Here is a 21,602-nt window from a genome sequence, read left to right on the forward strand (position 1 = left end):
ATACCATATTTTTTATAAAAGTCCAGCTATTGACTGTTTTTTAAAAGACTGATATTCTTACGCTTTCTATTATTTTACATTTATAAGGATTTATTCTATGAAATTTATTAAAAATTTTACTCTTATGTTATGTTGTGTTTGTTTGTTTTTTATGTTTACATCCTGTAAGGATAAAAAAGCGGAAGCTGAAGTTTCTTCCGAGGCTGCCGATGAAAAGGAAAAAATTTCGGTAACCGAGGAAGAGGTCGGTTATGCCTTCGGCGTTATCATCGCACAAAGCGTAAAGCAAGACGGTATAAAGCTCAACCCCAAGCATATTTTAAAGGGTTATAATGAAGCAATGGCCAAGGATTTTAAGGAAACCGGTCTTTCTGATGCTCATATGGTTTTAAATAAGGCCTTTCAAATGGCTCAAATGGAAAAGGCCGCAAAATCTCTTGAAGAAGCTAATGCCTTTTTGGAAAAAAATAAGGCTAAAGAGGGTGTGATGGTTACCGAATCCGGCTTACAGTATGAAGTGCTTTCAAAGGGGAAAGATGATATTCACCCTAATGAAAACGATGAGGTTGAAGTAAATTATATCGGAAAACTTATAGACGAAACTGTTTTTGACGATTCATATAAAAACGGTTCAAGCGTAAAAATCCAATTATCAAGGGTTATTCCCGGCTGGAAAGAAGGCCTACAGTTGATGAGTTCCGGTGCAAAATACAGGTTCTATGTTCCGCCGGCATTGGCTTATGGAGAGCAGGGGATTGTTCAAGGCAGTGCCGTTATAATTCCCGGAAATGCGGTTTTGATTTTTGATGTTGAGCTTGTAGGTATTTCACCTAAAAACTAAAGACTGAAAAAAAAGAGTTTTGCTTAAATGCAAAACTCTTTTTTTATTTCCTGCTAATTTTTAGTCCTTTCTTTAAGCTTTGCCTTATTCCAAAATTCTTCCATCTTTTCCCCATTTTTAGGTAAAAGCTCAAGGCCGCTTTTTTTCATTTCAGTCTCGACAAAGCGGAACCGCCTTTCAAATTTTTTGTTTGCATGCATTAAAGCCATTTCGGGATCTATCTTTAAAAAGCGTGCAGCATTGACGGCAACAAAGAAGACATCTCCTATCTCGTCTTCCATCGCCGCCTCGGATCCTGATTTAACGGCTTCGGCAAATTCTGTCATCTCTTCTTCCATCTTTTCGATAAGGCCGCCGATTTCAGTCCATTCAAAACCGGCCTTTGCTGCCTTTTTTGAAATCTTTAAGGCCCTCAACATCGGCGGAAAATTTTTGGGGATGGAGTCTAAAATTGATTCGGCCTTAGGCCTTTCTATTTTTTCTTTTATGTTTTCCCATTGGTTTAAAACGGATTCGGGAGTTGAAGCTTTTTTATCGCTTTCAGGCCCTTCATAGCCTTCCGTTTCCCCGAAAACATGGGGATGCCGCCTTATCAGCTTTTCGGTAAGATTTTTCATAATATCGGCAGTCGAAAAAAGGCCTTCTTGTTCATACATATACGAAATCATCAGTACATTTAAAAGAATATCGCCGAGTTCTTCTTTTACATGTTCGGCATTTTGTCCGGTACTATGGTGTTCTTCTATTGCGTCAGCTGCCTCATAGGCTTCTTCCAAAAGGGACTTGCGCATACTCATAGGGGTTTGGGCTATATCCCATGGACAGCCTCCCGGCCCCCTTAATCTTTTGATTACATTAAAAAGAGCTTCAAAGCTCTCAATCAGTTGTGAATTTTCCATGTGTTGCATTATAGCAAAAAGATTCGATAATTGACAAGCTGTTTTCCTTATGCTAAAATATTAGTTATGATGGATTTTAGTAGAAAGTTGCCTATAGGCGTACAGAGTTTTAAAGTATTTCGTGATGATAATTATCTCTATGTTGATAAGACCGAATATGTTTATAAGTTAGCCTCGACAGGCCGTGTTTATTTTTTAAGCCGCCCCCGCAGATTCGGAAAGAGTCTTTTTCTTTCAACCCTTGAAGCGTACTTTTTAGGGCAAAAAGAATTGTTTAAAGGTTTAGCAATCGAAAAACTTGAAGAAGCCGAAAAGGGAAAAAGAGAAATTTGGCAGGAGTATCCAGTTTTTTACTTGGACTTTAATGTCGGAAAATATGACTGCATTGAAGCTTTGAATACCAATTTTAATGTATTTTTATCCGATTTGGAAGAAAAGTACGGCACATCTAAGGCAGAAGATAACTTTGCAAAACGCTTTGAAGGGCTTTTAAAACGAGCCTACGAAAAAACCGGAAAACAGGTTGTCGTTTTAATTGACGAGTATGATAAGCCTCTTTTATATTCCATGGATAATGAAGCCTTAAATGAAGAATATAGAGCTGTTCTAAAATCATTTTATTCGGTTTTAAAAAGTGCCGACCAATATATACGCTTGGCATTTTTAACCGGAGTTACTAAATTCAGTAAGGTTAGTATTTTCAGTGACTTAAATAACTTAAACGACATAAGCCTCACACCTCAATTTTCAGGTATCTGCGGAATAACTCATACGGAATTATTAAACACCTTTGAACCGGAAATAAAAGCCTTAGCCCAAGCTAACGAATTAAGCTATGAAGAGTGCATCAAAACCTTACAGCAAAAATATGATGGGTATTGTTTTTCGCCCGAAACGGAAAGAATGTACAATCCTTTCAGCTTGTTAAATGTCTTTTTTGGAAATCAATTTGACTATTATTGGTTTGCAACGGGAACGCCCACTTTTTTGGTAAAAGCCTTAAAAAAAGGAGACTACCATATTCCCGACTTAGACGGAAATGTAGAGATGACCTCTGCAGGTTTATCGGATTACAGGGCTGAAGCAGGTTCCGAAATACCCGTATTGTTTCAAGCAGGATATTTAACGATTAAGGGCTATGATAAACTCTTGCACCTTTATAGGTTGGGTTTCCCTAACGATGAAGTCAGGTACGGTTTTTTATATAATCTTTTTCCGAGTTATTGCAATGTAGTTTATGCGGATGGGCCTTTTTGCATAGCTCAGTTTTATAGGGATATAATTGCAGGAAGGTTAGAAGAGTTTATGCAAAGGTTAAAGTCGATAATGGCAAGCCTTCCCTACGACAATATAAAAAAGGATACCGATGAAAGCCTCGCATTGAGGGAGCATAATTTTCAAGTCTGCGTTTATTTGGTCTTTGCCCTTTTAGGACAGTTTATCGAGCTTGAGGTACCTGTCGCTAACGGAAGAACAGATGCCCTTATAAAAACCGAAACAGCTATTTATATTTTTGAGTTTAAACTAAAAGAAAGTGCTGAAGCCGCCTTAAAGCAAATCAAAGAAAAAAAATATGCCGAAAGGTACAAGGCCGAAAAGAAAAAGATAATGCTCATCGGTGTCAGCTTTGATCCGGAAGAAAAAACTGTAAAAGAATGGATTACGGAAGAAGCGTGAAAGGGTTTTATCGGTAAGCTATGCCCTCAAGCCGTAGCCAACACACAAATTGACTTCCCTATCGGAAACGATTCCAATTCCTTGACTTTTTTATTCTTTTTTTGTAATCTTACAAGTGTCAAAAATGCTTAAACATAATTCTTTTTTTATTTATCTCTTCATTTCGTTAAATGTTCTTTTTGCTCAAGAAAATATTTATGACAAAATTTTAGAATACCGCTGCAAAAACGATACCGATATTGTTTTGATAGAAAACGAAGCGGCGATAGCTCTAAATAATTATAAATCCGTAAGGCTTAATTCTCTCTTTGCCTTTGACTTTAGTTCTACTTTAAATTTTAATCTTAGTTCCGAAAAGGATAAATCGGGATTTTCCGTACAGCCTTCGATTTCGGCAGGTATGCCTCTTTATAATAATCTGGGACTCAAACTGTCCGCTCCTTATTCTTATAAGATGGGAAAAAGTTCTCAAGATTTTTCGCTGGGGCTTTCAGGCGATATTTACAGCCAAGCCCGCAAAAGAAAAAAGCAGGAAATTGAAACTTCCTTGGAGGCTCTTAAAGAGGCAGAAAATAAAGTGAGGAGAGTTAAAGAGCTTGCCGAAAAAAAACTTTTAACCGATATTCAAAAAATATTAAACGAATATTCGGCTCTTCTTTCAAAGAGGCTTTCAGGCATTCAGGCCGATATTAACTACAAACAGATTCTTGCAGAAGGCTATTCCGAAACATCTTCAAAGTTGAGAACAGCAAGGCTTAATTTGATAAGCTCCGAAAGGACAGAAAAAGAAACGGAATTTTCTTTTGAGGTTTCCGCCCGTCTTTTTTTTGAGTCCTGCGGTCTTGATATTCCAAAAAAAGACGAGGATGAATTTTTTATAAGGCTTGCAAAAAGTCTCCCGAAACAAAAGCTGATTTCTATGGAAAACCTAAGGGCGGAAAACTATAAGCCCCTTTTAAAAGCGGAAAATGATTATCAAAAACTTCTCGAAAAAAATAAAATGGATTTAAGCCCATTTTCGGCTTCTGCAAGTTTGGGATATTCTTATACTATGAATCAAAATAAGAACATAAGTTCGGGGCTGCAGCTGATGTTTCCCGGGGTAAGGCTTGATACGGGCCTTAGCTTAGGTTTGGACTCCGCTTCCGTTCCGGCCATGCAAGTGTCTTTTTCGATAAATCCGCTTGCAATTTATGATTATTATCTTAATAAAAAAAATGTTGCCTTAAAAGAAGCGGGCGAAAAGATAAAGCTGGGAAACACGAGAAATAATTTTGCTAAAGAGTTTAATACTTTTAAACTTAAATGGGAACAGCTTGAATGGCAGCAAATCCGCTATGCCGAAGAACTGGATATTTATAAAGAAAATGCCGAGGAGCATGCTAAATGGTTCCAAAGGGGACTTATAAACGCTTTGGAAAATAAGCAGGCTTCTTTGCAATATATTACTGCTCTTTTAGGTTCAGCCGATTCGAATATCGCCGTACATATTTTCAATGCAGAGTTAAAAGAAGCTTTCGATATAGAGGAAAAATAAATGCAGGATACAAAGCAAAAAAATAAAAGAATTATATTAACAGTTGCTGCCGCAATAATTATACTTTTGATAGTTTGGATTCTTTTTTTACCCAAGAAGGGAACTGAGGAGATTTCTCAAACGGTTACGGTAACTAAAGAAGTGATACAGGATGTTATTCAAGTTTCAGGTTATATTCAGCCTGCTCAACAGCAAAACCTTCACTCTCCGGGCGAAGGCCTTATAAAAAAGGTTGCGGTTAAAGAAGGCGATATTGTAAAAAAAGGCGACCTTATCTTTGCTCTTGACAATACCTATCAGGCTTTTCAAGTTGCAAAGCAGGAATTTGCTATTGAAAAAGAACAATTACAAGGCTATTCTAAAAACCTTGAATTGATGAAACTGGAGCTTGAATCTTTAAAGAGGGCCTTACGGGATAGAAGCGTTTATGCAAAGTTTGACGGTATAGTCGTTTCTTTTGATCTTACCGAAGGTTCATACGTTATGCCCAAGGATAATTTCGGGGTGATTATAGACCGCTCCTTTTTTAAGTCTACTGTCGATGTTTCCGAAGGAGATGTTCCGCGGTTAAAGGTAGGGCAAAAAGTTTTACTCAGCTTTCAAGCTCTCGGCGATGAAAAAGTGGAAGGCCGTGTTACCTATCATTCTTCAATCGCTAAATCCGGCTCCCAAAGGGGCGCTACTGTGATAGAAACAAAGATAGTTGTCGATAAGCTTCCCGAAAATGTTTTACCCGGTTATTCTTTTAGCGGAAACATCATTGCCGGTGAAGATGAAGAAGTTTTGCTTTTGGATCAAACGGCTCTTTCCTACGATAAGGGCGAACCATATGTTGAAAGAGTTCTTGAAAACGGCAAGATTGAAAGGGTTAATGTCGAAGTTGAAGCCTATACTCCGGGCACTGTAAAAGTTTTATCCGGCTTAAAGGAAGGCGATACCTTGAGGGTAAAGCCTCCTAAGTGGTAAGAGAAAAATGTTTGAAGATTTTATAAACGCCCTTCATAATTTTAGAACAAACAAGATGCGGACCCTTCTTTCCTTATTGGGCATAGTGATAGGCGTTACCTCGGTTATAATTGTTACAAGCCTTGCAAGTTCTCTTTCAAACAGCATGATAAAAGAATTTGAAGAGTTCAGTATGGATATAATCAACATAGGAACTCAGGCGGATAATCCCGAATTCGCAGGTGAAGGTAAAAGCATAAAATTTGATGAAGCTTTCCGTAAAAAGTTGATGCAAAAAATTCCCGAGATAAAGCATGTTTTTTATTCCAACACTTTTCAAGCCTCGATTATAAGGAATGATTTGCGGATTGAAATTAGCGATATAGAAGGAATTGAAGCTGAAAGGCTTGAATCTCACCGCGTGGTTATGGATTACGGCAGTTTTTTTTCTTCTTCCGATTATTCTATGGGAGCTGAAAAGGCTATTATAGGCGAAAGGATAGCTTTTCAGCTTTTTCCTGAGGGCAGGGCTGTAGGTAAATTTATTACTTTGCAGATTCCGTCAAGCAGCGAAAAGTCTCCTCCACTTATTGTGCGTCTTCAGGTCATAGGCGTTGTAAAACCCAAAAATACCTGGGTGATCCGCACCTCGGATGCCGTCTTTGTTCCAAGAAAATTTGCTTTAAGTAGGCTTCCGGGAAAGGTATCTGAGGCTGTTTGGGCAGCCGAAGTTGCTATCTCGGATCCTAAGGACTCCTCCAAGGTTGAAGTAAAGATTCAGGATTTTTCTGAAGAACTGTCGGGCGGTAACCGTTTTGCTCTGTGGGTTTACTCTGCCCGTCAGCAGTTTGAGCAAATGACTAAGATTACCGGAATGGTAAGCCTTGTGCTTTCAGCCATAGCGGGAATATCTTTGCTTGTCGGGGGAATAGGCATTATGAATATAATGCTTGTTACCGTAACCGAACGCCGAAGGGAGATAGGCATAAGAAAGGCTCTCGGGGCTACGGGCGGAGCCATAAGAATGCAGTTTTTAATAGAGTCGGCTTCTCTTACTCTTACAGGGGGGCTCATAGGTATAGTTTTAGGGCTTCTAATCAGTAAGCTGATTGTAAATGTTTTCTTCCCTCCCGAAATAATCTTTTTACCCAATTTTTCGGGCTCGCTGATAGCCTTTTCGGTCAGCGTATGTACGGGAATATTTTTTGGCCTTCATCCTGCCATCAAGGCGGCTAGGCTTGATCCCGTCCTAGCCCTTGCAGAATAAATGAGGTTTTTCTTATGGATATTGAAGCTTTAGAATTGCGTGCCCTGAGTATTCAGGCCGCAAGAGAATTTTTTATTAAAAAGAATTATTTGGAATTGGATACGCCGGCTCTTTCAGAAGAGCTAATCCCCGAAACCTGTCTGGAAGTTTTTAAAACGGAATACATAAGTCCGTCCTTGTCAAAAGATACTCATCAGGGGAAAGCTCTTTTTTTGGTTCCCTCGCCCGAAGTTTATATTAAGCCGATAATAGCCCAAACAGCCCGCTCGGTTTTTCAGATTTCAAAATGCTACCGCAATGCAGAATCGATAGGCAATATCCACAGCCCCGAATTTACCATGCTGGAATATTACACGGTAAACGCAAACTATAAAGATTCCGTAAAGATAAGCGAAGAATTTTTAAGCCATGTTTCCGATAGGGTTAAAGAAAATCCTCTTGTTGACGGGGAGGTCTTAAAAACCTTATCAAAGGGATTTGAGTGTCTGACTATGGACGAGGCCTTTAGAAAATACGCAGGAGTTCCTTTAAGTACGGAACATTCACCGGAGGAACTCGCTTACTACGCTGAAAAGTTAGGGCTCGGAGAAGCTGAAAACTATTCGGACTGGAAAGAGGACGATTTATATGAGCTTATTTTAGTCCACGCAGTTGAGCCCAATCTTCCTAAAAACAAACTCATAGCTCTTTTGGATTATCCCGCCTTTGTGCCCTGCCTTGCCGCAGAAAATTCCGAAAAGATTTTCAATAAAAAAAATGAAGTTATTGAATGGAAGACTGTCGAGCGTTGGGAAGTTTATTTAAACGGGGTTGAGCTTGCAAACTGCTATACCGAAGAAAGAAATGAAAGCAAAATAAATTCTTATTTTAAAAACGAAAACGAATTAAAGCAAAAAAACGCTCTCGTTCCGCATCCCCCTGTAAAGGACTTCGGGGAGACTTGCTCTAAGATGCCGCCATGCTCCGGTGTTGCCATGGGCTTTGACCGCCTTATCATGCTCTTGGCCGGAAAAAAAACTCTCGATTTTACGATATACGGTAAAAACTTTTAATTATTTAAGATATTTTATCCGATAATAACATAAGAGGTCTTGATTTTGTTTTAAATTCATTGACAAGAACCTATTTTGCGTTTAGAATAGTTATAGATGCTGTAAATAATTATTAAACTTGGAATTTTGCAGGAGGATATTATGGCTTCAAAAATAGGAATAAAACTTGCAGACGGGACATTTTTCCCGATTTTGGATGAAGATGCTTTGTCGGAACAATCTTTGGAATTGACTACGGTTAGGGAAAATCAGGAAAGCGTTCAAATAAATTTATTTAAGCAATTTGAAAAAGAAGCTCCCGAATACATAGGTTCCCTTATTGTAGAAGATGTTTCAACAGGTGCTGCAGGGGATCCTACCATAAACCTCAAAATAAAGCTTGATGAAGAAAAAAATCTTTCTGCAGAAGCGATTGATGAGGGCTCAGGTTCGCATCAGTCTCTAAAAGTTTCCTTAAAAAACCTTGATGAGGCAAGTCTTGATGGACTGGATTTCGATTTTGCCTCGTTTGATAGTCCTTTAACTTCCGATGAGGGGATCATAGATACCGATGATTTTATGATGCCGGCTGAACATTCTTCAACGGAAGAGTTATATGAGGAAGAGTCCGGGGCAGATTCTCAGCTTTACGGTCAAAGTGAAGAAAAATCCGAAAAGAAAAAGATGCCTCTATGGCTGATAATTATAATAATAATTCTTTGTATAACGGCCTTGGTTTTTGCAATCCTTCTTTTGACAAAAAAAATGCCCTTTGCAGATGGGGATAAAATAGCCTCTGCCCTTGAAAAGATTGAACAAGTGCAGGAGTCTAAAAAAGATGTAAATGCTACGACCTCTACGGTTCCTAAAGAAAATGCTGAAGAAAAAGCCGCTGCCGAAGCTAAACGAAAAGCCGAAGAGGAAGAAAGGCAAAAGGCTGAAGCTAAGAAAAAAGAGGAGGAAGAAGCCAAGCAAAAGGCTGCTGCTGAGGCTAAAAAGAAAGCTGAAGAAGAAGCTAAACAAAAAGCTGATGCCAAGAAAAAGGCTGATGCTCAAAAAAAATCGAATGTAAATTCTAAGGGCGTAGTAAGGTACAAGATCAAATGGGGTGATACCCTTTGGGATTTATCCGAAACCTATTATAAGACTCCTTGGCTCTATAAAAAAATAGCGGATTACAATAAAATCAAAAATCCGAACCTGATTATAGCAGGAACCTATATAGATATTCCGCCTAAATAATTTTTAAGAGGATAGCCTTATAACTTTTAAATTTATCCGCATTGCTTTAATCTTGTCTTTTTTGTTTATTTGTCTTTGCAGTGTTTCCTGTGCGGGCTCTTACGATAAAACGGAAGAAGCCCGCCTGGTTGAGGACCTTTATTCGGAAAATTTTTACCGCTTTTTAAAGCCCCAAACCTTGGAACTGAAAAAGCTGTATAATACCGACCCTTCGTCCTTGTACTATATAGGCCTTGCCCTCCAAAAGGCGAGGGTAGGGGCTTCGGATAAAAAAATCTATGATGAATCGGCTAGGGCTTATTTTGAGTACGCAGTAAAAAATGCTCCCATACCCTATAAAAAACTGGCCGATGATGCTCTTTATTCTCTTTTATCCAATGAAGAAAAGCTTAAAAAGCTTGAAGCAAAACTTACTTTACCCGAAGCTATCCAATTAGACAATAAATTAGACAATCAAACAATAAGGGAAGAAATTCAAAGGCTACTATTCCTATCGGGGGATTTTAAAAGAATGGAACAGCCCTTGCCTGACTATCTTAATATGCAGAAATTTGATGCAGAGATTATTGAAGGTTTAAAAAATATCGAAAAAAACCAAAATGAATTAAAAGGCTGCGGAGACGATTTTTTTAATATTCTAAAAGCAAGAAAGCTGACTTTTGAATCTCAGTTTAAAGATGCGTGGAGTATTTTTAAAAGCTTAATTGAAGCAGGGGATAACCCGTGCTTTGAGCATAGAATGGTTCTCTCTGATGCGGGAAGATCTGCCTTATCAGGTTCAACGGATTATGCCTCCGATGTGATGCTTTTTGAAAACCGGCTTGATTTTTATGAAAAAAAATCCGCAAAACATTCCGATTATGCCGTACAAAAATACATGTATGCTTTTTATGCTGCCCGCCTGCGGCTAAAGATGGGCGGAAAGGAAAATACCGAAAAGGCTCTTTTGCTTTTTAAAAAGGCTAAAGCCTATCCGCCCCAACCTTACGACTATGACATTGCCCTTTGGTACATCCTCGATATAGAAAAAAATAGGTCATTTAAGGTGTTCTTGGAAGAACTTTGCTCATCGGCTCCTTCATGGAAGAATCCTTCGGTTTATGAAGAACTGACAGCTCATGCCTGTGTGAAGCTGGTTCTTTTACAAGATTGGAAAGGCCTTGAAAAACTTCAAAAAGCCGTTCAAAAAACCAATCTATTTACGGCACAAGCCCGCCTTGCCTATGTACTAGCCCGCTCAAACAGTTTGCCGGAAGAAACATCTAAAAAACTTTACATTGAAGCCTATGAAAAAGATCATAATTCCTTTTATTATAGGGCTATGGCAGCTTATCAGCTTGGCGTCCCCATTGCCCTGTCTGCCTGTAAACAAAATTATAAAAGAAAATCGAGTGCTGAATTTTCGGATGAAGATTCTATTAAAATTTTAGAGGGCTTTGTAAAATATAAGCTTTACTCTCACTTATATCAAAAGATTACTGTTTTATACCCACAAATCAGTGCAAAAGAAGCTGCTTTCTTTTCTCAAGTTTTATCGGAAAACGGCTATTATGCCGATTCTATGAAGATTATCTCCTTTGCGGTCAATTCTGCAGGTTCTCAATTTAATGAAGATCATTTAAAATTAATGTATCCTCGGCCTTGGCTGGAATCGGTTAAAAGATATTCGGCAGAATACAATCTACCGGAGTATCTTTTATATGCCCTGCTCAGGAGTGAAAGCTATTTTAAGCCGGAGGTAGTTTCTCATGCGGGGGCTATAGGGCTTGCTCAGCTTATGAAGCCCACTGCTGCCGACATTGCCCGCCGCCTAAAGCTGGAATCTTATGACCTTAATAATCCCGATACAAATATCCGTTTCGGAGCCTTTTATCTTTCGGATATGATACGCCGCAATAGCGGAAAAATTATGCATGCCGTGTTTTCTTATAATGCAGGACCTAATGCGGTAAAGCGCTGGGTAAGGCAGGGCGGAGGTTTACCGATGGATTTATTTTTAGAAAGTCTTGCCTATGCAGAAACAAGGGGCTACGGCAGAAATATTCTTACCTCAGCCCTTATTTACGGCTGTCTATATTACGGCAAAGACTATAGTGAAATTATAAAGGAACTTTTTCCCGACATTAAATAAAGTTTTTAAAGTCTTTATTTTTCAAAGGCTGCTTCAAAGCGTGCGCAGAGGTTTCTAAGTTGCTCTTCGGATTTTATTTTAAATCTTTTTAGCAGGACTTCAGGAATTTGATAGTATTCTATTTTTCCCTGAGAAAAGTTAAGCATAAAATCTGCAAGACAAACGCTTTCGACTAAGTCCTTATGTTCTTCGGGGGCATTTTCGAAGTTATCCTGATACCTTATTGTTACTATTATAGGTTCGGGGAAGTTCCACTTTTCTGCAAGAGTTGCTCCTATTTCGGCCTGTGCCATTCCGCTCATAATCATATCCATAACTTGAGGAGGTATGTTCCTTTCGGCTTGGATTTCTGCCAGCTTTACGACCAATTCGGGATACATTGAACCGAGTATAATCTTTCCAAGGTCATGGAGAAGACCGCAAATATAGGCATCATCAACTACTGTCCGTTTTCCCGTAAGTTTTGCAACATTTAGGGAGAAAAAAGCCAGTCGATAAGCATTTTCCCAAATTTGCTTTTGTTCGTTTTCCGTTGCTTCCAATATTTTGATGGTTCCCATCGAGTACAGCAAATTCTGTATACCTCGCAAACCTACGAACTTAACGGCTTCAACAATGTTCATACATGGTTTTAAAAGACCGAAAGCTACTGAGTTTACATGTTTTAAGAGGTCTGTCGCCAATCCTATATCGCTGCTTATAAGCTGTGCAATCTTCTGCATCTTTGATTCGGGATCGTTAATGGCTCTCTGTATCTGCATAATATTTTCGGGGAATTGAGGTATTTCGTTGATATATTCTACAATAGCTTTTGTAAGAGGAGCGGCCTCTTTTTTTAACTCCAATCTTAGGGGAATTGTAACTCTGTTTATGGTAACGCCGTTTACAACATCTATTTGATAGGCCTTTTCGTCCAGTCCCATCTTTTTGAGCATCAAAACCATTATTACAAGGCCCAAACCGGCACCTTCGGTATTGTCCAAAACTTGAGTAAAGGCCTCATTAATGAAGAAAATTGTCTTGCTCTGACTATTTTATCAAAAATTCTCTTAAATTCTTGACGGGTTAGGGCAGAATTATTGCTGACTTCAAGGACTATATTATCTTTTTTTAGCTGTAGTGCCAGCTTAATGTAGAGTCCTGCTTTTTTTTGAAGTTCAAGATAATGATCCATGTTTGAGATTGTATCTTCTTTAAAATCCTTCATTCCTTTCTCATAATCTTCGGAATTAGAGATATCTAAACCTCTTTCTTTAAAATAGACTCTTTTTGTATTGGCTTTTTTTGCGTTTGTTGTGAGCTCGTTTGTATAATATACGATATAGTCTGTAATGTCGGCACAATGGAGCTGCTTTAAAAATTCGGAGATAACGTCCGTGATATAGACTTCTGTTTCTTTAGGCAGAGTATACGAAGTTATAGCTATAGGTACACCTAAATGAATGGCTGTTTTAATTTTTTCTGAATCAACAATTATTTTTTTCTCTTTTTCCATAATCCATATCCTAACACATAAATAAAAAAAGATAAATACCCTTTCGATTATTTATGATAGATTTTCCTCATTTTAACTATCGGCTTCAAAGTCTTAAATCTTAAATGCTTATTTTGCAATATAAAAAAAATCGCCCCGGGAGTATGCGGACCGGAGCGATTAAAATAGAGTATAAACCATTCACATATAAATACTTTTATGAACGCTTTACGCAGGTAATTTAGGATAATTACCCGCAATCTGTGCCTGAATGTAAGTTACCATATTCTTACTTTTTTGTCAAGTGAATTTAAATAAAAAAATTAAATTTTCTTTAATCTTTTGTCTATTTCTTCGAAAGTTTCTTCTAAATCTTCAAATAAAAGGTCCGTATAGGAGTCAAATTGTGTCGGCTGATTGTTTACTATTGCTATTTGACCTCCGTTTCTTAAAGTATAGGCCGGAAGAGCCGCTGCGGGATAGACCAAAAGGCTTGTACCTAGAACCAGCATAAAATCCGACTTAGAGGCTTCCGTTTCTGCCTTCATCAGGGCTTTTTGAGGAAGGGCTTCTCCAAAAAATGTTATTGCCGGTTTTATGGGGCTTCCGCATTTGGGACATCTGGGAACTTCTCCGGTTTTAGCTGTTTTTGCAGCTTCTTCAAAGGTTTCTGTGTAGGAGCAGCTTGTGCAATAGTGAACCGATGGAGAGCCGTGCACCTCAATTACATTCTTACTGCCGGCTTTTTGGTGGAGTAAATCAATGTTTTGGGTTATTACGGCTTTTAAGATGCCTCTTTTTTCAAGGCCGGCAAGGACGGTATGCACTATGGCTGGTTTTTTCTCATCTAGTCCGTAGATAAATTCTTTTGCCATTCCGTAATAAACCGAAGGATCCCGATAAAAGACGTCTATATCGAACATTTTTTCGGTATTCGGCTGTTTATAAAGGCCGTCCTTTCCTCTAAAGTCCTTAATTCCTGCAAGGGTGCTTATTCCGGCCCCCGTGAAGGCTACAAGATGTTTTGCTTTTGTAATCTCCGAAAAAAGTTTGTCATAATCATTGTTTTCTTTATTCATAGTCTTAACCCCACATAAATATTATAAGTCATTTTGCTCTCAAAATAAAGACCTCGTCCGGCAAACCCCTTGAATTTAATTCTTTTTCAATGTATGCTTACAAATATGCAGATTGCAGCACTCATGTTTCTTTCTTTTGCACTTTCAATTATTTGGGCTTTTATTATTATAGGAAAAGAAAATTTATCGGTTAAACCATTATTATATATTTTTTTGTTTTCATTTTTTGCAGTCCTTATTTCGATTTTAATGCAGACTATTGTATACTTTTTGTCTCAGGATTTTTTAAAAACTACTGGATATGCTTACGGCATTCTTTTTGACTGTTTTATTCATTCTTCTCTGCCGGAAGAAGCCGTTAAGGCACTCCTTTTTTCTATTTTCGTAAAATTGCTTTGGTCGGATAAGATGAAAAATATGGATGAGATTACTCCGGCTCAAACGAGGGCGAATATAAGAATCCTAATGCTTTTATCGGTTTTTTACGGCTTAATTTTTGCTTCTTTTGAGAATCTTGCTTATGCAATACGCTATCCGGAAGCAATTTGGATTAGAAGTTTAACTTCAAATATTTTACACGCAGGTTTAGGCGTGTATTATCTTGAAATAAGCATGGTGCAAAAGACAAGACAGCTTATAAAGCCTTTTCTTTTTACTTGGGGTATACACGGCTTATATAATATGTTTTTTTCTATAGGCTCTTATTTTGTAATCTTCGGGATAGTTATTGTGTTTTTTGTTATTTCTAATGCAGTAAGCAGATATGACCGCTTTAAGAGTAATTAGCTTTATTCGTGCGGAGGGGTGTTGATTTTCTATTAAAAACTGTCCGGCGGTGTTTTGAGCAGGTCGTTAGGATATTCTATAGACCATAAAAAAAGGCCTTGGGGAGGAGCTGTGGGGCCTGCTTTTTCCCTCATCTTTGATTCTAAGATATCCTTAAAATCTTTTTTGGAAGCTCCTATTTCGTCTAAATGCAAAAGAGTTCCCACTATTGAGCGTACCATCTTCCATAAAAAGGCATTTGCACAAATTTCAAAAATAAGATAATCGTTTTCGATAAAAAAGACTGCTTTTTTGATATAGCGGGATTTACTTATACTTTGATCTCCGGCTGCAGAAAAAGCGGTACAGTCTAACTCGCCGGAAAGACAGGAGGCCATTTCGTTTAAGGCGGCTATGTCAGGATACCGCCTTATGTGCCAAGTATAGGGCTGCTCGTGGGCAAAGATTGTTTTGCCGCATTTGATTTTATAGCGGTAGGTTCTGGAAAGAGCATTAAAGCGTGCATGCAGGAGGGGGGATACTTCAGCTGCATCTATCACCCTTATATCCTTAGGCAGGATTGAGTTAAGTGCCGGTAAAAAATTTGAGGCCTTCATGCTTTTTATGTCGCTAAAAAAGTTTACGGCTTGGCGGGCTGCGTGAACCCCTGAATCCGTGCGGCCTGAGCCGTTTGTTTCGATAGGATGTTTATGAATTTTGGTTAAGGCTTTTTCCAATTCTCCTTGAACCGTACGGAAGGTTTCAGCTCCTTCCTTGGTTTGCTTTTGCCAGCCGCAAAAATTAGTACCGTCATAGGAGAGGGTAAGGAGAATGTTTTTTTGATTTTGGGATGCTTCCATTAATCGTCTACATCCTTTAGCTCTACTTTGAGAGTGTCGTAGAGATTTCTTGCCGCTTCCAAAATCGGCCCCGGCTTATTTTTACTTGATTTTCCTAGACCGAACATTTTTGCAAGGGCAAATTTGTGATAATCCAAACGTTTTAAACGCATTTCCATATCGAGCTTTTGGCCGTACTTATATTCAAGAAGGGCTGAAAGATAGATTATACCGTCATAACCGTAGTTTTTATCTACATCAGGGCCGAAAGATTTTAAGCCTGCAATTATTTCCGTTCCTGTCGATTCCAATTCAAGGGCGCGGCGGTAAAGAAAGGTTGCCTTTTGATAAAAAAGGTCTGAAACATATTTATAATTTTCTTCAGGGTATTTTTTACCAAGTTCGTCAAAAAGCCATGCCGCCCTTATGGCGCATATAGCCTGTTTTATTGTGGGCGAAAATTTTTCTTCAAAAAGCTCGTAACATAAAATCGCAAGGTAATATGAGGCTGCTCCTTCATTTAAACCGCGGGATTTTGTAAAATCCACATTATGAAATAGTCCCTTTATTGCATCATATCTTACTTCCGTATTTTCAAAAAGGTTTTCGATAACCGGACGGGAAGGAATGGAAAAATCTTGCGGAAAGGCTGCATAAAGGCACTTATGGCAAACGGTTAAATTGTACACGGTCGGAAATATTTCGCCGTATTTTGCCGAAGGTTCATAAAGCCTGCGTAATTCGTCGGTAAGGTCTCCGGCGATTAATCGTCCGCCGCCTGAGTGCAGCTCTTCTCTTTTAAATTTTGTACTGCACACGGGACACTGTACCTGCTCTTTTGAATAAAATGTTATGCTGCTTGTACGAGATTCTTTTTCAGTATTTTTTTTTATCATCGCTTTATTCCCCGTTATTGATTATCGGTTCTTTTTATGTATTTTTAAGGTTTGAATTTCCGATATGTTTATAAAAACTCATTTTAGACCTAAGATTTTATTAAACTTAAATAGACACAAGCTAAAAAATCAGTTTTTAGGTTTCTAAAAATAAAATAAACTCCAATAACACTGTTTTTTTGTTATACGCTTCTTAGCACACTTTTTGCTTTTAAATATTCAATATATTAAAATTAAAAGGAGGTAAAAAGTGAACTTCAGTTTAAAAAAAGGCGAGGAATTTGTCAATACCTATTATGACAATAAAATAAGCGTTTCAAAAAAGCAAGAGCTGATAATGGAAATTTTTGAAATTATCTATATGAATTTGGAGAGTTTCGGTGTGTATTTTAAAGATGAAGATTTGCGCAGCGATTTTTTGCTTAAATTTTATTATAAAATTCCACGTGTTCTGGATACCTATAATCATAATTTAGCTAGTTTTTATACTTATTTGACAAATTCAATAAGGTTTTCCGCTTTGACATTCAGGTGTAAAAATGTAAGAGATGAGATAAATAGAGAAATTATTGCCAAAGAAGAAGATTTTAGATGGCATAATATTCTTCATGAACGTGATTCAAATGATGACTTTAATCTGTATGCAGCTGAGTCTGAGCCGGATTATTGTAAAAACATGAAAAAGAAATTTATTTATTCTAAAACAGAAATTTCAAAAGAAGAATTGGAGTTTAGAAGAGCCTTATATTTTAATATGCCTTCCAAGCATAGGAAAATTTTTTTACTGGCATGTAAGGCTTGCTTGTTTTTAGATGATGATTTAATCGATAAAATATCGGCCGAAATAAAAATGTCTCCTTCTCTTCTGTGTTCAATCCTTCAAGATCTTAGGGCTGCTTGTTTTAAAAGGCTTGAAAAAATTAATTATTACGGTTGTAATAGAAACAAATATTATATAAAGGTTCAACTTTTTAGATATCTTTTATACAAGACCAATAATACTCAAGATCAATATGAAACAATTAAACGCTCATTAGACTATAATCATAATTTAATGACAAAAACTTTAAAATTGAATAAGAGACAAATAAAGGCTCCGAGCAGCACTGATATACAAAAGTATATAAACATATGTAAAGGAACAATAGATAAAAATATTGCAAAAACCATGAAAATCTGGTATACTCCTAAAAATGAAAATATATCTGGCATCAGGAAACATAAATAAAAAACATGAGGTACAGGAGCTTCTTCCTGCTCATAAAATTGTTTTACCCAAAGAAGAAAATATAGAATTTGATCCTGAAGAAAACGGAAGCAGTTTTTTTGAAAACGCTATGATAAAGGCAAAGGCTCTTTATGATATAGTAAAAACTCCTGTTCTCGCGGATGATTCAGGTTTGTGTATAGATTCGTTAAACGGTGCTCCGGGCATTCATTCTGCCCGTTATGGGGCCGTAAACGGAGAACATGTTTCGGCCGAAGCCGGTATTAACAAGGTTCTTTTGCAATTAAAAAAAGAGAAAAACCGTAGAGCTCACTTTGCTTGCTGTATGATTTTTCTTTTAAGCGAAGACCGCTTTTATGCGGTTCAGGAAACTTGCGAAGGTTATATAACTGAAGAACCGGCCGGTTCAGGAGGCTTTGGGTACGATCCTATATTTTTTATGGAAGAATTCGGCAAAACATTTGCCGAGCTCAGCTCCGATCAAAAAAACTCCGTTTCGCATAGAGGCAGAGCCCTTGCTGCTATCAAAAAGATTATAGAAAAGATATAGCCTTATAAAGCTTAAATTTTACTAAAAAAACCTTTTACTATGCCGAAAATCATATAAGAGCTATGATAAACAGTTCGGCAGAAATTCAGCCTCACTGTTTATCAGTATTATAAGAGGTGGTTATATGGTAAGAGGTTGGTATACTGCGGCGAGCGGAATGCTTGCTCAACAGCGTCAGTTGGATGTTATTTCAAATAATTTGGCTAACTTGGATACGACCAGTTTTAAAAGAGATGTTTCAGTTCAAAAGTCTTTTCCCGAATTGCTTTTAAGAAGGTTGAATGATGACGGCGTAATAAAAAATCCATTCGGCTCATCGGACATAGCTCCTATTATAGGAAAACTGGGGCTCGGCGTTGAAACTAACGAGATTTTTACCGAGTTTGAGCAAGGCTCTTTAAAACAGACAAGCTCTCCGGCCGATTTAGCTTTGGAAGGACAGGGCTTTTTTGCCGTCGAAACTCCTTATGGAGAAAAGTATACCCGAAACGGAAATTTTATGATTGGCGTTGAAGGCTATCTTATGACTAAGGAAGGCTATCCCGTTATGGGAGAAAACGGCCGCATCTTTTTACAGGACATGGAATATAAGATCAACCAAGACGGACAAATCTATGTACGCCCGATTACCGCACCCGAAAGCGATTCAGTTTATCTGGACCGCTTAAAAATAGTGGAATTTGAAAACGACAGATATTTAAGCAAAAACGGAACAAGCTTTTATTTGGATACACCTCTTTCAGGAAAGGCCATTGCCGCCGAGGGACCGTCCCGTCCCGTTGTAGTGCAGGGCTTTATCGAAGCTTCCAATGTAAATGTCGTAAACGAAATGGTTAGGATGATAGAAGTAAACAGGGCCTATGAGGCCAATCAAAAATCCATTCAGGCCGAAGATACAATGATGGCCAAACTATGGAATGAAGCAGTTAAAAAATAAGAAATAGGAGTTAAGTTATGGTTAGAAGTTTATGGACGGCCGCAACAGGCATGAACACTCAACAGGCAAACATCGACACGGTTGCAAACAACCTGGCAAACGTAAATACAAGCGGTTTTAAAAAGCAGAGAGCGGAATTTGAAGACCTCATCTATCAGACGGTAAAAACTGCCGGTACACCTGCTACAGAGGATACGATTACTCCGGTAGGAGTTCAGATGGGACACGGTGCAAGGCTTGCCGCTACCCAAAGAATATTTGAACAAGGCTCCTTGCAAAATACGGGCGTAACAAGCGATATAGCAATTCAGGGTGAAGGTTTTTTTAGGGTTCTTCAATATGACGGAACCTATGCTTATACAAGGGATGGCTCTTTTAAGATTGATGCAGACCGCCAGCTTGTAACCTCAAACGGTTTACGCGTTTTGCCCGAAATAATCTTTCCCGAAGGCTATCGTGAAAATACGATTGCAGTCAGCAGGGACGGCCGTGTTACCGTTAAAGTCGGCGATATAGACGATCCGATCGAAGTAGGCCAGATAGAGCTTTACCGCTTCCAGAATAATGCAGGTCTTTCAGCCGAGGGTTCTAACCTTTTTAGGCAGACCCCTGCATCAGGTACGGCTATTCCGGGGCGTCCCGGGTTTACCGGCTTCGGAAGAACCGAGCACAAGTTTTTGGAAATGTCAAACGTTTCAACCGTAAGCGAAATGGTAAATATGATTGTGGCTCAAAGAGCTTACGAGTTTAATTCTAAGGCTATCCAGACAAGCGACAATATGCTTGGTACTGCGGTAAGTTTAAAGCGATAGTTTTTAGTTAATCTTAAAGATAATTTTAGTTAAGGCTTGGGAGGGAAGAAATGGAAGTAAACAAAATAGGAACAAATCAAGCGGGCAGGGAAGAGGTAAAAAATTCTTTGATAAATAAAAGTGAAGTCCCTGCATCGGCAAAATCTCAACAAAATTTTACTCAAATGCTTGAAGCTCTAAGAGGTTCTGAAAGAGCGTCTTCCATTATTTCCAATATTCAGGGCGAAAGCTCTGCTTCCGTCTCAGGTTTAAAGACGGGCAATTCGGAAGCCCTCTTTGATACCCGCCTACCTGGCGATATTTTAAAATCTATGAAGATAGAAAATCCCGTTCCGGCCGACACTCACAGGGAGGTTCAAGGTATGGCCTCCTCCTTCGGAAAATCCGGCGAGACGGTTCATTCAAGATATTCGATTGACAGGACGAGTAAGCTTTACGAACAAGCTCTTGAGTTTGAATCCTACTTTGTAAAAATAATGCTCGACTCTATGCGGAATACCTTGACCGGAAAAACTCTTGCAGGAGATGAATCCTTTGCAGGCAAGATGTACCAAGATATGATGTATGATGAGCTAGGCCGCAGCATGACCAAAAACGCCGGCTTCGGCCTTGCCGATCAAATCTATCTGGAGCTTTCAAATTAAGGGAAAGCCTTTAAGGCATAACAAAGTATTCTCTTTCTTTTCTTTATATCCTCAAGTTCCGCCTAATTCCGTAAAAAAAGTATAAAATTTTCCCCTTAATTTTCCACTGAATGTTGAAATCTGCACAAAAGCGTGGTATAGTTGATAATAAGGAGGTTGTAATGAAAATAAACAACAATAAAATGAGATCTGCGGTGCTCATCATAACCGTACTGATTGGACTGCTTTTTTCAAGCTGTGCTTTTTTGGAAGAGCTTATCCTTTCAGACAACAGTTCAGCGTCGTCGTCGACACAATCAAGGCAGTCGACGCCGTCAAAATCGTATTATGCAGGCGATATACTGAACGGTAAAACGATCGTGTGGGTAAACACGGGTGCAGGGCGCTGGCGGTATCTTGCAATGGGAACGCCTTCTGAGCCGATGCCATGGGATCTTGATAGTTCACGGTATATAAGCACAAAGTACCTATCCTCAGATATGGGTGCCGGAAAAGAAAACAGTATTTTCTTAAAAAGCGAATTCGAATCGAACAGTTCCAAAGCGCATACGGTAAAAAATAGCGCGGTTATGTACTGCATTTCACGAGGAGGCTGGCTCCCATCACGGGATGAGGCTGAAAAAATAGCTCAATTTACGAGCAAAGACTTTTGGACATCCCAGTGTGAGGCAAGCGCAAAGGCTTATTATTACAGCCCGCTTCAGAAAGGGCTTCAATCAAAATGGCGAAGCGATCGTGAGCCGGTTGTTGCTATCCCTGTGTACTATCTTGATGCACAGGGAAATATAACTGAACCGTAATTAAGTAT

At 38.5% G+C, this 21,602-nt stretch carries 19 protein-coding genes and 1 pseudogene; 15 read left to right on the forward strand and 5 right to left on the reverse strand.

The features are described 5' to 3' along the window. The first annotated feature begins 97 nt into the window (after positions 1-97). Positions 98-841, forward strand: coding sequence for an FKBP-type peptidyl-prolyl cis-trans isomerase (locus E4N78_RS03425; protein WP_255811670.1), 744 nt, complete (start codon positions 98-100; stop codon positions 839-841). A 53-nt stretch (positions 842-894) separates the two neighbouring features. On the opposite strand, the gene mazG is transcribed toward E4N78_RS03425, so the two are convergent. Continuing rightward, positions 895-1,740 (reverse strand): nucleoside triphosphate pyrophosphohydrolase, encoded by an 846-nt coding sequence (mazG, locus tag E4N78_RS03430; RefSeq protein WP_255811671.1) that lies wholly within the window; start codon positions 1,738-1,740, stop codon positions 895-897. A 69-nt stretch (positions 1,741-1,809) separates the two neighbouring features. Here mazG and E4N78_RS03435 point away from each other — a divergent pair, with 69 nt between their 5' ends. The 7 genes from E4N78_RS03435 (at position 1,810) to E4N78_RS03465 (ending at position 11,570) form a co-directional block, all read left to right on the forward strand. Next, positions 1,810-3,417 carry an ATP-binding protein gene (locus tag E4N78_RS03435; RefSeq protein ID WP_255812310.1) on the forward strand — a complete coding sequence of 536 codons (1,608 nt, stop codon included), beginning with the start codon at positions 1,810-1,812 and terminating at the stop codon, positions 3,415-3,417. 124 nt (positions 3,418-3,541) lie between these two features. Further along, complete coding sequence (locus E4N78_RS03440) at positions 3,542-4,954, forward strand: hypothetical protein (RefSeq protein ID WP_255812311.1); 1,413 nt, start codon at positions 3,542-3,544, stop codon at positions 4,952-4,954. Further along, positions 4,955-5,920, forward strand: a complete 966-nt coding sequence (locus E4N78_RS03445; RefSeq protein ID WP_255811672.1) for an efflux RND transporter periplasmic adaptor subunit — start codon at positions 4,955-4,957, stop codon at positions 5,918-5,920. Positions 5,921-5,927: 7 nt separating this feature from the next. Next, entirely contained in the window at positions 5,928-7,166 is a 1,239-nt protein-coding gene (locus E4N78_RS03450) for an ABC transporter permease (RefSeq protein ID WP_255811673.1), read from the forward strand. A 14-nt stretch (positions 7,167-7,180) separates the two neighbouring features. Next, positions 7,181-8,218 (forward strand): EF-P lysine aminoacylase GenX, encoded by a 1,038-nt coding sequence (locus E4N78_RS03455; RefSeq protein WP_255811674.1) that lies wholly within the window; start codon positions 7,181-7,183, stop codon positions 8,216-8,218. 141 nt (positions 8,219-8,359) lie between these two features. Continuing rightward, on the forward strand, positions 8,360-9,439 hold the full coding sequence (locus tag E4N78_RS03460; protein WP_255811675.1) for a LysM peptidoglycan-binding domain-containing protein: 1,080 nt from the start codon (positions 8,360-8,362) through the stop codon (positions 9,437-9,439). 61 nt (positions 9,440-9,500) lie between these two features. Next, positions 9,501-11,570, forward strand: a complete 2,070-nt coding sequence (locus E4N78_RS03465; RefSeq protein ID WP_255811676.1) for a flagellar assembly lytic transglycosylase — start codon at positions 9,501-9,503, stop codon at positions 11,568-11,570. Between the two features lie 14 nt (positions 11,571-11,584). Here the strand turns inward: E4N78_RS03465 and E4N78_RS03470 are convergent. Together E4N78_RS03470 and E4N78_RS03480 are read right to left on the reverse strand one after the other, a co-directional pair. After that, positions 11,585-13,065: pseudogene (locus tag E4N78_RS03470) on the reverse strand (ATP-binding protein). A 302-nt stretch (positions 13,066-13,367) separates the two neighbouring features. Beyond that, on the reverse strand, positions 13,368-14,123 hold the full coding sequence (locus tag E4N78_RS03480; RefSeq protein ID WP_255811679.1) for an SIR2 family NAD-dependent protein deacylase: 756 nt from the start codon (positions 14,121-14,123) through the stop codon (positions 13,368-13,370). A gap of 93 nt (positions 14,124-14,216) precedes the next feature. On the opposite strand from E4N78_RS03480, the gene E4N78_RS03485 reads away from it, so the two are divergent. Then, entirely contained in the window at positions 14,217-14,909 is a 693-nt protein-coding gene (locus tag E4N78_RS03485; RefSeq protein ID WP_255811680.1) for a PrsW family intramembrane metalloprotease, read from the forward strand. A gap of 32 nt (positions 14,910-14,941) precedes the next feature. Here the strand turns inward: E4N78_RS03485 and truA are convergent, their stop codons facing one another. Then, entirely contained in the window at positions 14,942-15,748 is an 807-nt protein-coding gene (truA, locus tag E4N78_RS03490; protein ID WP_255811681.1) for a tRNA pseudouridine(38-40) synthase TruA, read from the reverse strand. Beyond that, positions 15,748-16,623: a DUF2225 domain-containing protein gene (locus E4N78_RS03495; RefSeq protein ID WP_255811682.1), complete on the reverse strand. Its 876-nt coding sequence runs from the start codon at positions 16,621-16,623 to the stop codon at positions 15,748-15,750. Before E4N78_RS03495 ends, truA begins: the two co-directional genes overlap by 1 nt. 250 nt (positions 16,624-16,873) lie before the next feature. Between E4N78_RS03495 and E4N78_RS03500 the strand changes: the two genes are divergently transcribed. The 6 genes from E4N78_RS03500 to E4N78_RS03525 all read left to right on the forward strand — a co-directional run bounded on the left by E4N78_RS03500 (position 16,874) and on the right by E4N78_RS03525 (position 21,594). Then, positions 16,874-17,851 carry a nucleoside-triphosphatase gene (locus E4N78_RS03500; RefSeq protein ID WP_255811683.1) on the forward strand — a complete coding sequence of 326 codons (978 nt, stop codon included), beginning with the start codon at positions 16,874-16,876 and terminating at the stop codon, positions 17,849-17,851. Then, complete coding sequence (rdgB, locus tag E4N78_RS03505; RefSeq protein ID WP_255811684.1) at positions 17,817-18,401, forward strand: RdgB/HAM1 family non-canonical purine NTP pyrophosphatase; 585 nt, start codon at positions 17,817-17,819, stop codon at positions 18,399-18,401. The genes E4N78_RS03500 and rdgB overlap by 35 nt, the downstream gene beginning before the upstream one ends. Positions 18,402-18,525: 124 nt before the next feature. Continuing rightward, entirely contained in the window at positions 18,526-19,338 is an 813-nt protein-coding gene (gene flgF / locus E4N78_RS03510) for a flagellar basal-body rod protein FlgF (protein ID WP_255811685.1), read from the forward strand. Positions 19,339-19,355: 17 nt separating this feature from the next. Continuing rightward, positions 19,356-20,150: a flagellar basal-body rod protein FlgG gene (gene flgG / locus E4N78_RS03515; protein WP_002670463.1), complete on the forward strand. Its 795-nt coding sequence runs from the start codon at positions 19,356-19,358 to the stop codon at positions 20,148-20,150. A gap of 50 nt (positions 20,151-20,200) precedes the next feature. Then, positions 20,201-20,794, forward strand: a complete 594-nt coding sequence (locus E4N78_RS03520) for a rod-binding protein (protein WP_255811686.1) — start codon at positions 20,201-20,203, stop codon at positions 20,792-20,794. Positions 20,795-20,955: 161 nt separating this feature from the next. Next, positions 20,956-21,594, forward strand: coding sequence for a hypothetical protein (locus E4N78_RS03525; RefSeq protein WP_255811687.1), 639 nt, complete (start codon positions 20,956-20,958; stop codon positions 21,592-21,594). The last annotated feature ends 8 nt before the right edge of the window (positions 21,595-21,602 follow it).

This window comes from Treponema denticola, from assembly GCF_024400535.1.
GTDB lineage: Bacteria > Spirochaetota > Spirochaetia > Treponematales > Treponemataceae > Treponema_B > Treponema_B denticola_C.